We start from the raw sequence: 13,564 nt of genomic DNA on the forward strand, positions 1-13,564 counted from the left end.
GTCCGCCATGCGTCGATCGTTGTGCCTGTTGTCCCTGGTTCTGGCCTTGCCGCTGCAAGCCGAAGAAAAGGTCGTCAATCTCTACAGTTGGGCCGACTACGTTGCCCCGCAAACCCTCGAGCGCTTCGAGCAGGAAACCGGCTACAAGGTGCGCTACGACACCTTCGACACCACCGAAGTACTGGAAACCAAGCTGCTGACCGGTGGCAGTGGCTACGACGTAGTGGTGCCATCGTCGACCGTACTGGCACGGGCGCTGAAAGCCAACGCCCTGCAACCGCTCGACCCTCAGGCCATGCCCGGCTACAGCAACCTCGACAAGGACCTGCTGGCCAAGCTCGCCGAGGCCGACCCCGGGAACCGCCATGCTGTGCCGTACACCTGGGGCACCTTGGGCCTGGGTGTGAACGTGGAAGCGGTGCGCCAGCGCCTGGGTGATGTGCCGCTGGACAGCCTCGACCTGCTGTTCAAGCCCGAATACGCTAGCCGCCTGAAGGATTGCGGCATTGCCATGCCCGATTCACCGCAGGAGGTGATTGGCGTGGCCCTCAACTACCTGGGCAAGGACCCGTACAGCCAGAACAAGGATGATCTGGCGGCTGCGCAGCGCCTGCTGAGCCAACTGCAACCCTCGATCAGCTACGTCGCCAATGGCCGGCAGATCAGCGACCTGGCCAATGGCAGCGTGTGCCTGGCGCTGACCTACAACGGCGATGCGGCGATGGCCGCCGACCAGGCGCGCCGTGCCGGCAAGCCGTTCGAGCTGATCTACCGTATCCCCCGCGAGGGCACGCTGGTGTGGCAGGACAACCTGGTCATCCCCAAAGACGCCCCGCACCCCGAGGCAGCTCGGGCCTTCATCGCCTTCATGCTCAAGCCAGAGTCGGTGGCTGCGCTGACCAACACGCTGTTCTTTGCCAACGCCAACCAGGCGGCCACGCCGCTGGTGGACGAAGCAGTGCGCAACGACCCCGACATCTACCCGCCAGCTGAAGTGCGCCAGCGCCTGTTCGCCGACCGCAGCATGGCCCTGGCCGACCTGCGCCAGCGTAACCGCTTGTGGACGGCCTTCCGCACCCGGCAATAACCCATAACAACCCAGGAGCTCGACCGTGGACCAAGCCGCAAGCAACGACCAGGCGATGACCCGCGACAGCCTGTACGGCACTGCCGCAGAAAGTACCTACGCCGGCATTACCAGTTTCTCCCGCCGCCGCTACAGCCGCGACCTGCGTGGTGTGGATGTGGTCGTCAGCGGTGTGCCGTTCGATACCGCCACCAGCAACCGCCCTGGCGCACGCTTTGGCCCGCGAGCGATCCGCGCCGCCTCGGTGCAGCAGGCCTGGGCCCGGCACTGGCCGTGGGCGTTCGACCCGTTCGATCACCTGGCAGTGATCGACTACGGCGACTGCGCCTTCGACAGTGGCACGCCGCAGTCGGTGCCGGACAGCATCGAGGCCCATGCCGAGCATATCCTGCAGGCGGGGTGCGCCATGCTCACCTTGGGCGGCGACCACTTCATCAGCTACCCGCTGCTCAAGGCTCACGCTCGCCGGCATGGCCCGCTGGCGCTGATTCACTTCGATGCCCACAGCGATACCTGGCCGGACGACGAGGGCAAGCGAATCGACCATGGCACCATGTTCTGGCATGCGGCCCGTGAAGGCCTGGTCGACCCGGGCAGCTCGGTGCAGATCGGCCTGCGCACCACCAACGACGACAGCCAGGGTTTTGCCATCCTGGATGCCCGGCAGGTACACCGCCAGGGCACCGAGGCGATCATTGCGGCGATTCGTCAGCGGGTGGGCGACCGGCCGGTGTACCTGACGTTCGATATCGACTGCCTCGACCCGGCTTATGCGCCTGGCACGGGTACGCCGGTGTGTGGCGGGCTGAGCACGGTGCAGGCGCTGGAGATTCTGGGCGGGCTGCGCGGCATCAACCTGGTGGGCATGGACCTGGTGGAAGTAGCGCCGGCCTATGACCATGCCGACATCACCGCATTGGCCGGGGCGACGTTGGCGATGGAGATGCTGTGCTTGTATGCGGCGCGGCACAAGGTAGACAAAGCCCAGTAATCGGGGGCCGCTTTGCGGCCTTTTCGCGACACAAGCGGCCTTGTGTCGCAAAAGGGCTGCATGGCAGCCCTAAGGTCCATACTGAAACATCAGGAATCAACTCCACCCGCATTCACACTTTTGCCGCGAACCCTTCGCGCCTTAGGCTATCAAAACCCCCAGGCGCGGCATTTTCGTACAGGAGGTGAAGCATGAACCCGTCATTGCCCATCCTGGCGCTTGGCCTGGCCTTGTGCCTGTCCGCGCACGCTGCTCCGCAGCCACTGCAGCTCGCTGCCGGCAACAACAACCCCTACAACAGCCCGATCCAGCGCGCCAACCCCAACAGCCGCCAAGGCAGCATGCCTGTCACGCCGCCCGTGCGTGGCCCGTCCACCGAGCCGTACCAACGCACGCCCAGCCTGGACAACCGGGGCATTGGCAATGGCGACAACCTGCGCCGCCAGCAGCAAACCCCGAATCTGGAACCCACCCGGCCACCGCGCGACAGCACGCGTGCGCCATAAGCCCATACGAAAGGAATCCTGCATGCCCAGAGCAACCTGGCTGGTCAGCGTGACCGCCGCCGCACTCATGCCCTTGTTGGCACAGGCGGCGGCCGAGCAACAGTTTCGCAGTGAAGAAGGCACCTTGACAGTCAGTACCCTGGCTGACGGCCTGCGCAACCCCTGGGCATTGGCATTTTTGCCGGGCGGCAAGGATCTGCTGGTGACCGAGCGTGCCGGCAATTTGCGGCTGGTCAACGCCGAAGGCAAGGTCGGCCCGCCCATCAGCGGTGTGCCCAAGGTCTGGGCCGAGGGGCAGGGTGGCCTGCTGGATGTGGTGCTGTCGCCCGCATTCGACAAGGACCGCACCGTGTACCTGTCCTTCGCCGAGGAGGGCAGTGACGGTAAGGCCGGCACCGCAGTCGGCCGTGGCCAGCTGTCCGAAGACCGGGCCCGGCTGGAAAACTTCACCGTGATCTTCCGCCAGCAGCCCAAGCTGTCGGTGGGTAACCACTTCGGCTCGCGGCTGGTGTTCGACCGCAACGGCTACCTGTTCATCGCCCTGGGCGAGAACAACCAGCGCGCCACTGCCCAGGACCTGGACAAGCTGCAAGGCAAGATCGTGCGCATCCTTCCCGATGGTGAAGTGCCCAAGGACAACCCCTTTGTAGGCAAGGACAACGTGCGACCGGAAATCTGGTCGTTCGGCCACCGCAACCAGCAAGGCGCCGCGCTCAACCCATGGACCGGCAAGCTGTGGACCCACGAGCACGGCCCGCGAGGTGGTGACGAAATCAACATCCCCGAGCCCGGGAAGAACTACGGCTGGCCGATTGCGACTCATGGCATCAATTATTCGCTACTGCCGATCCCCGAGGCCAAGGGCAAGCATGTCGATGGCATGGTCGGCCCACACCATGTGTGGGAGAAGTCGCCTGGCATCAGCGGCATGGCGTTCTACGACAGCCCGACGTTCAAGGCCTGGGACCACAACCTGTTCATTGGTGCACTGGCAACGCAGGAGCTGATTCGCTTGCAGCTGGACGGCGACAAGGTGGTGCATGAAGAGCGCCTGCTGGGGGACCTGAACGCCCGAATCCGCGATGTGCGGGTAGGGCCGGATGGATACCTGTATGTGCTGACCGATGACAAGGACGGTGCATTGCTCAAGGTAGGCCTGGTCGACTGACGCGGTCCTACACGAATAGCATCTGCCGTGTAGAATTCGTTATGGCCATTGACCCCCAATCCCTGTACCAGAAAGCCTTGACTACTCAGGGCTACGTCGTCGACCCTGCACAGGCCCGTGCCGTCGATGCCTTGCAAGCCTGTTTCCAGGCAGTCGAACACAGCCGCTCTACCCAGGGCATCTACCTTTGGGGCCCGGTTGGCCGTGGCAAGACCTGGTTGATGGACCAGTTTCACCGCTGCCTGCGCATCCCCAGCCGACGCCAGCACTTCCACCACTTCATGGCTTGGGTGCATCAGCGCCTGTTCCAGCTCAACGGCACTGCCGACCCATTGTTGGCGCTGGCCCGGGAGTTGGCCGGGCAGATCCGCGTGCTCTGCTTCGACGAACTGTTCGTCAACGATATCGGCGATGCGATCATCCTCGGCCGCCTGTTTCAGGTGCTGTTCGATCAGGGCGTAGTCATTGTCGCCACATCCAACCAGCCCCCTGAGCAGCTCTACCGCGACGGCTTCAACCGTGAGCGGTTCCTACCGGCCATCGGCGCGATCCAGCGGCATATGCAAGTATTGTCGGTGGCGGGCGAGCAGGACCATCGCCTGCACCCCGGCGCAGCGCGGCAACGCTATTGGGTGGCAGAAGCGGGACAGGTGAGCCAGCTGGGGGAGGTGTTTCGCCAGCTCAGCCCGGACGCTGCAGGCAGTGACCAGCCGTTGGCCGTCGGGTCTAGACAGGTGCAGGTCGTGCGGCGCAGCGAGCAGGCTATCTGGTGCCGCTTCACCGACCTGTGCGAACAACCCCTGGCGGCCATGGAGTTCATGGCGCTTTGCGACCGTTTTCCGGCCATTCTGGTGTCGGGTATTCCGGCATTGGGCGGTGAGCAGCAAGCCGGTCGCATTGCCCGTGGCACCGAAGACGGCGCAGCGCGAGTGGTGGCGGGCGACCGTGAGTTGCCAGCACTGTCACCCAAGGACAATGCGGTACGCCGCTTCATCGCCTTGGTTGACGAATGCTACGACCGCCGGGTGGCGTTGTACCTGGAGGCAGAGGTGCCGCTTGAAAGGCTCTACACGCAGGGGTATCTGGCGTTCCCGTATCAGCGGACCTTGAGCCGGTTGCGGGAGATGCAACTCCAGCGGTTTGGCTGAAAGGTGCAGGGGCGCTAAGCGCCCCCGTTTCATTTGCCCAGCCACTCCACCAGCGTGCGATTGAACCGCACGGGCTCTTCGATCTGTGGCGCATGCCCCATGCCTTCAAAGGTGATCAGTTCAGCTTTGGGAATCAGCTTGGCCACCTGTGGCCCCAGCACTTCATACTTGCCCAGCTTCGCCTTCACGTCTGGCGGCGCAATATCACTGCCGATGGCGGTGGTGTCCTTGTCGCCGATCAGTAGCAGCGTCGGCATCTGCAGGTCCTTGAACTCGTGGTACACCGGCTGGGTAAAGATCATGTCGTAGATCAACGCCGAGTTCCAAGCCACCGCTTCATGCCCCGGCCCTTTGTTCAGGCCCACCAGCATCTGCACCCAGCGTTCGTACTCCGGCTTCCAGCGCCCGGCGTAGTAAGTCTTGCGCTCATATTCGCGCACACCATTGGCATCCAGCTTGAGCTCGCGGGCATACCACTGGTCCACGGTGCGGTAGGGCACGCCGAGGGCTTTCCAGTCTTCCAGGCCAATCGGGTTGACCATGGCGAGGCGTTCCACCTGCTGCGGGTACATCAGCGCATAGCGTGTGGCGAGCATGCCGCCCGTGGAATGGCCGAGCACGATGGCCTGCTTCACGCCCAGTTGTTCAAGCAAGGCATGGGTATTGTTCGCCAGTTGCTGGAACGTGTACTGGTAATACGCCGGTTTGCTGGAGGTACAGAAACCGATCTGGTCGGGCGCGATCACACGGTAGCCGGCCTTGCTCAGGGCGTCGATGGTGGTTTCCCAGGTGGCGGCGCAGAAGTTCTTGCCGTGCATCAGCACTACGCTGTGGCCGTTGGCCTGGCCTTGCGCGGGGACGTCCATATAGCCCATCTGCAGGGCCTGGCCCTGGGACTTGAAGTCAAAATGCTTGAGCGGGTGTGGGTAGCTGAAGCCTTCGAGCTGAGGGCCGTAGGTGGGTGACTCGGCGGCGATGGCCGGGCTGCCGACAAGGCAGGCCAGGGCCAGGGCGGTTGCGCGCAGCATGGGGGCACTCCATGTAGGGCCATGTAGGAATAGGCGACTTTAGCAGCCAGGCGCATGTCGGGAACGTGAAAGGTGTTACCAGGCGTGAAACCAGCCCAGGGTGATCATTGCCAGCACCGCATAACGGCCAGCCTTGGCCAGGGTGACCAGCAGCAGAAAGCGCCAGAACGGCTCGCGCATGATCCCGGCGATCAGCGTCAGCGGGTCACCGATCACTGGCATCCAGCTGAGCAGCAGCGACCACTGGCCCCAGCGCTGGTAGCGCTGCTGCGCACGCGCCAGCTGGGCTGTGCTGAACGGGAACCAGCGCTTGTCGCGCAGGTGCTCGATGGCCCGGCCCAACAGCCAGTTCACCACCGAACCCAGCACGTTGCCCAATGTGGCCACCAGCAGCAGGGTCGCCCAAGCCTCGGGCTGGCGCAGCAACAGGCCGACCAGCACGGCCTCCGATTGCAGCGGCAGCAGGGTGGCGGCGCCAAAGGCGCTGAGAAACAGCGCCCACAGGCTCAGCATCAGTAGGTGGCGACCACGGTGTCCTGGCCATCCTGGGTCACGCCTATAACCTGGTAGGCGTCCTTGTGGTCACCCATTTCCATGCCTGGCGAACCCATGGGCATGCCCGGTACGGCCAGGCCCTTGAGGTCATTGCGTTTGGCCAGCAGGCGCACCTGCTCGGCCGGTACGTGGCCTTCGACGAACTTGCCGTCGATCACCCCCGTGTGACACGACGCCAGGCGTGGTGCCACGCCCAGGCGTTGTTTCACCGCGCTCATGTTCGGCTCGACGTGGTCATTGACGGTGAAACCGTTGTCACGCAGGTGGCTGATCCAGGCCTTGCAGCAGCCGCAGTTGGGGTCACGGTAGACATCGATGGTCTCGGCGGCCTGGGCCAGGCCGGTGATCGCCAGCAGCCCCACGGTCAGCAGGTGTTTGCGCAGCATGGTAAAGCACTCCTTCCAGCATTGGTTCAGCAGCATAGCGTAAGCGGCTGGCCACTGAGTTGCACGTTACAGTACTGTCAGCTTGCTGCCTCGTCGACACCGAGGTCGCGCATCAGCAGGGCATGCTCGAGCGCGACCTGCTCCGGAATGGGCAGGTACACCACATGGCCATCGCCCGGTGCCACCTCGATGGCCTGCTGCTGGCTGTTGCACAGGCGGTGCAGGTCGAAGTGGTAGTTGCCGCGCGGGGTCATCAGTTCCAGGTGGTCACCCACGGCGAAGCGGTTCTTCACCTTGACCTCGGCCAGGCCATCGACACGCACGCCGGTCAACTCGCCAACGAACTGCTGGCGCTCCGAGACCGAATTACCTCGCTGGTAGTTCTGGTACTCATCGTGTACGTGACGGCGCAGGAACCCTTCGGTGTAGCCTCGTTGCGCAAGGGACTCCAGGTTGCCCATCAAGGTGCGGTCGAACGGCCGCCCGGCCACGGCGTCGTCAATGGCCTGGCGATATGACTGCACCGCGCGGGCACAGTAGAAGTGCGACTTGGTGCGCCCTTCGATCTTCAGCGAATGCACGCCCATGGTGGCCAGGCGCTCGACGTGCTGGATGGCACGCAGGTCCTTGGCGTTCATGATGTAGGTGCCGTGTTCATCCTCGAAGGCTGGCATTTCAGTGCCGGGGCGGTTGCTTTCCTGCAGCAGGAACACCTGCTCGGTCGGGGCGCCCAGGCCAAGGGTGGGCTGCACTTCGCGCACGATGTCGCCGGTGGCGTTCTCGGTGGCCGGCGTGGCGTCGTACTTCCAGCGGCAGGCGTTGGTGCAGGTGCCCTGGTTGGCGTCACGCTTGTTGAGGTAGCCCGACAGCAGGCAACGGCCGGAGTAGGCCATGCACAGGGCGCCGTGGACGAACACCTCCAGCTCCATGCCAGGCACCTGCTGGCGGATTTCCTCGATTTCTTCGAGCGACAGCTCGCGTGAAAGGATGACCCGGCTCAAGCCCAGTTGCTGCCAGAACTGTACGCTGGCCCAGTTCACCGTATTGGCCTGCACCGACAGGTGAACCGGCATCTGCGGGAAGTGCTGGCGCACCAGCATGATCAGGCCGGGGTCGGACATGATCAGCGCATCCGGCGCCATGTCGATCACTGGCGCCAGGTCTTTGAGGAAGGTCTTGAGCTTGGCGTTGTGCGGAGCAATGTTGACCACCACGTAAAAGCGCTTGCCCAACGCATGCGCCTCCTGGATGCCCAGCGCGAGGTTGGCATGGTCGAACTCATTGTTACGCACCCGCAAGCTGTAGCGCGGCTGGCCTGCATAGACCGCGTCGGCACCGTAGGCAAAGGCATAGCGCATGGTCTTGAGGGTGCCGGCGGGGGCCAGCAGTTCGGGCTTGGCAGTCGGGTTCATGTGCGTACCGGGGCAAAAGGCGCGGATGCTAGGGCTGGCGCAAAAAACGCGTATTGATTTGCATCAAAGGAGTGGTGGCACTTTTACCCACGCGGCGCGCACTAATATTCCAGAAGCCATTCGAGGACCTGCGATGAACGAAGCTGCGCTACAGAACAAAGCCCTGGCCGTACTTTTGGCGCTGGTGACCATCGCCTTTTTCTGGATATTGCTGCCTTACTACGGTGCGATTTTCTGGGCGGTGATACTGGGCATTCTGTTTGCCCCGCTGCAGCGGCACCTGCTGATCCGCTTTGGGCGCAGGCGCAACCTGGCCGCTGCCACCACGATGCTGGTGTGCCTGCTGGTGGCGATCCTGCCAGTGATCATCACCAGTGCACTGTTGGTGCAGGAGGGGGCCACGCTGTACCAGCGTATCGAAAGCGGGCAGCTGGACATCGCCGGTTACGTCGAGCGCGGCAAGGACATGCTCCCGGCGTTCGCCCAGCATGGCCTGGACAACATGGGTATGGGCAACCTCGACGCGTTGCGCGAAAAAATCACCAAGTGGGCAACCCAGGGTAGCCAGGTATTGGCCAGCCAGGCGTTCAGCTTCGGTCAGGGTACGTTCGAGTTCGTGATCAGCTTTGGCATCATGATGTACCTGCTGTTCTTCTTCCTGAGAGAAGGCGCCGAGGTGGCTCGTCGTGTGCGCCTGGCCGTGCCACTGCCCGAACCCCAGAAGCGCCGTTTGCAGCTGAAATTCAACCGGGTGGTGCGGGCGACGGTGAAAGGTAACGTGCTGGTGGCCATTACCCAAGGGGCGCTGGGCGGGTTCATCTTCTGGGTGCTGGATATCCCCAGTGCGTTGGTGTGGGCGGTGCTGATGGCGTTCCTGTCGCTGCTGCCGGCAGTGGGCGCTGGCATCGTCTGGGCGCCGGTGGCCGCGTATTTCCTGCTGACCGGGGCCATATTGCCGGGGGTGATCCTGACCGCGTTCGGGGTGCTGGTGATCGGCCTGGTGGACAACCTGCTGCGGCCGATCCTGGTGGGCAAGGACACGCGCATGCCGGACTATCTGATCCTGGTGTCGACGTTGGGTGGGCTGGCGGTCTTTGGGCTCAACGGTTTCGTAATCGGGCCATTGATCGCAGCACTGTTCGTGTCCAGCTGGGCAATCTTTGCCTCGACCAAGCCGCAAGTGCAGTTGCCGCAGTAGACCGTGCACGGGGGCCGCAAAGCGGCCCCACTTGCCGGCTCAGGAGGCCTGCGGCATCTCGCCCTTGGCCAGGCGCCGGTTGATGTCGGCGATCACTTCGGGCAGCTCGTTGATGGTGTCGATCAGGTAGTGCGGGCGGGAGCCTGCGAACAGCGTGTGAATGCGCGTGCGCTCGCTTTCCAGCTTCTCGGCGCTCAGTGCACGGTAGCCTTCCCAGGTCAGCCCCAGGGCATTGCCCGAACACACCAGGGCCACGGTCCACATGCCGGCGCGTCGGCCTTCGAGAATGCCCGGCACGGTGTCATCCACCTTCACGCAGGCCGCTACGTCGTCGATGCCAAGGGCAATCACGTTGGCCAAGGCCTGGGCTGGCCAGGGGCGACCGTTCGGGGTTTCATCGGTGGCTACCACATGGTCGGCCACGTAGCCATTCTGCGCGGCCAGCTCCACCACCTTGTCCATCACCACTTTCGGGTAACCCGAGCAGGAGCCGATCTTCAGGCCGTTCTGGCGCAGGCCGGTCAAGGTTTCCAGGGCACCGGGGATCAGTGCCGAGTGCACGGCGATCTTCTCGATCTGCAGTGGCATGAAGCGGTTGTAGATGGCGGTGACATCATCGTCGGTGGGGGTGCGGCCGAACACCTTGCGGTAGCGCTCGGCAATTTCCGGTACGTCGCACAGGGTGCGGATGTGGTCCCATTTGCCCATGCCCATCGGGCCTCGGGCTTCCTCGATGGTCACTTGCACGTCGAATTCGGCGAACGCCTCGACGAAGATCTGGGTCGGCGCGAAGGAGCCAAAATCGACCACGGTGCCGGCCCAGTCGAGGATGGCGGCTTGCAGCTGGGTAGGGTTGCTGTAGTTCATGTGCGCTAATTCCTGAAGTCGGGTGGGCAAAGGGTCAGATGTCCAGCACTTCCATTTCCCGCAGCACTTGGGCCACGGCATTCACGGCGGCTTGCATGCCGTCGGCTCCGACCACGCCGATGCAACCGACGCGGAAGGTTTCGACCTGGGTCAGCTTGCCCGGGTAAAGGATGAAACCCTTGGCCTTGACCCGCTCGTAGAAGTCTTTGAACTGGTAGCGGGCATCGTTGGGTGCATGGAACGTGACAATGATCGGCGCCTGGATCTCGGCCGGCAGGAAGCTGCGCAGGCCGATGGCCGCCATGCCGTCGAGCAGGGTCTTGCAGTTGTTGGCGTAGCGCTGGTAGCGGGCCGGCAGGCCGCCTTCCTCATTGTATTGCTGCAGTGCTTCATGCAGGGCCGCGACCACGTGGGTGGGGGGTGTGAAGCGCCACTGGCCGGTCTTGGCCATGTAGGCATGCTGGTCGTGAAGGTCCATGGCCAGCGAGTGGGCATTGCCTTCGGCGGCGGCCAAGGCTGCTTTTTCGGCGAAGACGAAGCCCATGCCGGGTACGCCTTCCAGGCACTTGCCGGAGGCGGCGATAAGTGCTTCGAAGGGGATTTCGCGGGCGTCGATTGGCAAGGCGCCGAACGAGCTCATGGCATCGATGATCAGGCGTTTACCGTGGCGTTTGATGACCTGGGCGATCTCGGGCAGCGGGTTGAGGATGCCTGTGCTGGTTTCGCAGTGGATCAATGCGACGTGGGTCACGGCCGGGTCGGCAGCCAGCAGGCGGTCGACATCCGCGGCGGTAGTTGGCTGGTCTTCGGCGGTTTCGAAGGTGCTGTACGTGCGGCCCAGCACTTTGCAGATTTTCGCCAGACGCTGGCCGTAAGCGCCGTTGATCAGCACCAGAACCTTGCCATCGCGTGGCACCAGGGTGCCGATGGCCGCTTCCACGGCGAATGTGCCGCTGCCTTGCAGGGGCACGCAGTGGTGGCTGGCGCTGCCGTCGATGATCGCCAGCAGTTGCTCGCACACGCTGGCCGTCAGTTGGTTGAAATCGCGGTCCCAGGAGCCCCAGTCCACCAGCATGGCTTGGCGGGTGCGGATTGATGTGGTCAGGGGACCTGGGGTCAGCAGAATCGGGGCGTTGCTCATTCCGTTATTCCTCACAAGCGGTGGGCTGAAACGACGGGGCCTAGGTTGCAATTCACGCTGTCATCAATCAAATTGTTTGTTGTTATCTCAGCTATAAGTCAGGCCGATAGAAATGAACCTGTTCCAGCTGCGCGCCTTTGACGCCGTAGCCCGTGAGGGCAGCTTTACCCGTGCCGCCGAGCGGCTGTTCATCAGCCAGCCGGCCGTGACCGGGCACGTCAAGGCGCTTGAGGAGCACTACCAGATCACCCTGCTGCGGCGTACCGCACGGCGGGTGGAGTTGACCGAGGAGGGCACTCGCCTGGCAGCCATCACCCGCGCCATGTTCGGCCTGGCCGAAGAGGCACAGGCCATGCTTGAGGCCAACCGGCAGTTGCTGACCGGGCGCCTGGAGGTGGCGGCCGATGGCCCGCATCGGGTCATGCCCATGCTGGCGCAACTGCGCGAGCGCTACCCCGGCATCACGGTCAACTTGCGGCTGGGCAATGCCCAGGAAACGCTGGCTGCGCTGTTGTCCGAACACGCCGACGTGGCGGTGCTGACCGAGATCGAGCCGCGCAAGGGCCTGTACCTGCAGAACCTCTGCGAATCACGCCTGTGTGCGTTGTTGCCTGCGGGGCATGGCTGGGCCCACGACGACGGCGATTTGCCCCTGGCCGAACTGCACCAGCAGATCATGGTGCTGCGCGAACCCAGCTCCACCACGCGGCGTACCTTCGACAAAGCCTGCGTCAGGGCGGGCGTGCAGCCGCGTGTACTGCTGGAGCTGGACAGCCGTGAGGCGGTAACCGAGGCGGTGGCTTCGGAGCTGGGTATTGGTGTGGTTTCTTCTACAGAAGTGGCCAATGATCCGCGGGTGGTGGCACGGCCATTGTCTGGCGACGGCCTGGTCAACCAACACCTGATCGGTTGCCTGGAGCGCCGTCGCGAATTGCGCCTGATCCAGGCGTTCCTGGGCCTGGCGGTGGGGCTGTGATGGCTGTTTTCAGCAAGGCGGCCTAAGATGGCCGGCAACACGCCGACAGGACCGTCGATGAGCGACAAAGACACTATTTCCATGCAGCTGGTGCGTGAAGCGCTGTTGCAAACCTGCCCCGCCGGTGAGCCCGATAGCAGCTTGCTGGCCCGGGCGGGCATCGCCGTTGAACACTTGCACTTGCCAGAGGCGCGTGTCAGTGCAGAGTCCTATGCCCGGTTGTGGCGCCTGCTGGCACGCCGCTGCAACGACGAGTTCTTCGCCATGGACCCACGCGGCCTGCGCAGTGGCAGCCTGGCGTTCATGTGCCGTGCCAGCATGGGCCAGCCGACCTTGGGCGCTGGCCTGGAAACCGCGCTGGCATTCCTTTCGCTGATGCTCCAGGACATGCAGCCCAGCCTGGTGCGCCAGGAAGGTTTGGCCGAGATTGTCATCAATGAGCCGCGTGACGAACCGCGCCGCGCGTTCACCTATTTCACGTTCTGGATGATCGTGCATGGGGTGGCGTGCTGGCTGGCCGGGCGGCGTATCCCGATTCTGAGCATTGACCTGCGTTGTGCCGAGCCACCCTTTTGTGACGACTATCGGGTGATGTTCTCGGAAAACCTGCATTTTGAGCGCCCGCGCACACGCATGATCGTTGCCTCGGCGTGCCTTGACCTGCCGTTGAAGCGCAACGAGGAGGAACTGCAGCGATTTCTTGCCGAAGCGCCGGGCAATATCCTGGTCAAGTACCGTGACCCGGCCAGCCTCGGGCGACGCATACGAACCGACCTGCTGGGCCTGGCCCCTGAACATTGGCCAGATGCTGACAGCCTGGCACGGCAGTTGTGCCTGTCGCCTTCGACCCTGCGCCGGCGCCTGGCCGAAGAGGGGCAGAATTACCAAGGGTTGAAGGACAGTGTACGCAGAGAGTTGGCGATCGCCTGGTTAAGCCGGGAAGACGTGGCCATGGGCGAGCTTGCCGAGCAGTTGGGGTTTGCCGACAACAGTTCGTTCTACAAGGCGTTTCGCAAATGGTTTGGCTGTAACCCTGGGCATTATCGGGCATTGATTCAGGCCCGCGGGGCTGGGCACTGAGGGACCAACGCTTCCGGCTGT

At 63.6% G+C, this 13,564-nt stretch carries 14 protein-coding genes; 8 read left to right on the plus strand and 6 right to left on the minus strand.

The features are described 5' to 3' along the window. Positions 1-7: 7 nt before the first annotated feature. From D906_RS21560 to zapE, 5 genes are all read left to right on the plus strand, one after another. A complete protein-coding gene (locus tag D906_RS21560) occupies positions 8-1,087 on the plus strand; it encodes a polyamine ABC transporter substrate-binding protein (protein WP_019098748.1) in 1,080 nt (359 codons plus the stop codon). 25 nt (positions 1,088-1,112) lie between these two features. Further along, positions 1,113-2,078, plus strand: coding sequence for an agmatinase (speB, locus tag D906_RS21565; RefSeq protein ID WP_027609679.1), 966 nt, complete (start codon positions 1,113-1,115; stop codon positions 2,076-2,078). A 191-nt stretch (positions 2,079-2,269) separates the two neighbouring features. Next, positions 2,270-2,584, plus strand: a complete 315-nt coding sequence (locus D906_RS21570; RefSeq protein ID WP_027609680.1) for a hypothetical protein — start codon at positions 2,270-2,272, stop codon at positions 2,582-2,584. Positions 2,585-2,606: 22 nt separating this feature from the next. Then, a complete protein-coding gene (locus D906_RS21575) occupies positions 2,607-3,752 on the plus strand; it encodes a PQQ-dependent sugar dehydrogenase (protein ID WP_027615700.1) in 1,146 nt (381 codons plus the stop codon). Positions 3,753-3,793: 41 nt separating this feature from the next. Further along, the gene (gene zapE / locus D906_RS21580; protein ID WP_027615701.1) at positions 3,794-4,900 is read left to right on the plus strand and encodes a cell division protein ZapE; all 1,107 of its coding nucleotides are present in this window, start codon (positions 3,794-3,796) and stop codon (positions 4,898-4,900) included. 29 nt (positions 4,901-4,929) lie between these two features. Here the strand turns inward: zapE and D906_RS21585 are convergent, their stop codons facing one another. From D906_RS21585 to yegQ, 4 genes are all read right to left on the minus strand, one after another. Further along, positions 4,930-5,928, minus strand: a complete 999-nt coding sequence (locus D906_RS21585; protein WP_019097513.1) for an alpha/beta fold hydrolase — start codon at positions 5,926-5,928, stop codon at positions 4,930-4,932. A gap of 75 nt (positions 5,929-6,003) precedes the next feature. Next, positions 6,004-6,441: a YqaA family protein gene (locus tag D906_RS21590; RefSeq protein WP_019097512.1), complete on the minus strand. Its 438-nt coding sequence runs from the start codon at positions 6,439-6,441 to the stop codon at positions 6,004-6,006. Continuing rightward, entirely contained in the window at positions 6,441-6,869 is a 429-nt protein-coding gene (locus D906_RS21595) for a DUF411 domain-containing protein (protein ID WP_016714969.1), read from the minus strand. The genes D906_RS21590 and D906_RS21595 overlap by 1 nt, the downstream gene beginning before the upstream one ends. A 77-nt stretch (positions 6,870-6,946) precedes the next feature. Further along, positions 6,947-8,281 carry a tRNA 5-hydroxyuridine modification protein YegQ gene (yegQ, locus tag D906_RS21600; protein ID WP_025754429.1) on the minus strand — a complete coding sequence of 445 codons (1,335 nt, stop codon included), beginning with the start codon at positions 8,279-8,281 and terminating at the stop codon, positions 6,947-6,949. Between the two features lie 133 nt (positions 8,282-8,414). Here yegQ and D906_RS21605 point away from each other — a divergent pair, with 133 nt between their 5' ends. Continuing rightward, on the plus strand, positions 8,415-9,479 hold the full coding sequence (locus D906_RS21605) for an AI-2E family transporter (RefSeq protein ID WP_016714971.1): 1,065 nt from the start codon (positions 8,415-8,417) through the stop codon (positions 9,477-9,479). 39 nt (positions 9,480-9,518) lie between these two features. Here D906_RS21605 and phnX read toward each other — a convergent pair whose 3' ends face one another. Next, a complete protein-coding gene (gene phnX, locus D906_RS21610; protein WP_016714972.1) occupies positions 9,519-10,346 on the minus strand; it encodes a phosphonoacetaldehyde hydrolase in 828 nt (275 codons plus the stop codon). A gap of 34 nt (positions 10,347-10,380) precedes the next feature. Then, positions 10,381-11,487, minus strand: a complete 1,107-nt coding sequence (locus tag D906_RS21615) for a 2-aminoethylphosphonate--pyruvate transaminase (RefSeq protein ID WP_027609681.1) — start codon at positions 11,485-11,487, stop codon at positions 10,381-10,383. A 112-nt stretch (positions 11,488-11,599) separates the two neighbouring features. Here D906_RS21615 and D906_RS21620 point away from each other — a divergent pair, with 112 nt between their 5' ends. Together D906_RS21620 and D906_RS21625 are read left to right on the plus strand one after the other, a co-directional pair. After that, a complete protein-coding gene (locus D906_RS21620) occupies positions 11,600-12,463 on the plus strand; it encodes a LysR substrate-binding domain-containing protein (RefSeq protein WP_019097510.1) in 864 nt (287 codons plus the stop codon). Between the two features lie 57 nt (positions 12,464-12,520). Beyond that, positions 12,521-13,543, plus strand: a complete 1,023-nt coding sequence (locus D906_RS21625; protein WP_019097509.1) for an AraC family transcriptional regulator — start codon at positions 12,521-12,523, stop codon at positions 13,541-13,543. The last annotated feature ends 21 nt before the right edge of the window (positions 13,544-13,564 follow it).

This window comes from Pseudomonas sp. LAIL14HWK12:I1 (assembly GCF_003202095.1).
In the GTDB taxonomy this organism is placed as follows: domain Bacteria; phylum Pseudomonadota; class Gammaproteobacteria; order Pseudomonadales; family Pseudomonadaceae; genus Aquipseudomonas; species Aquipseudomonas monteilii.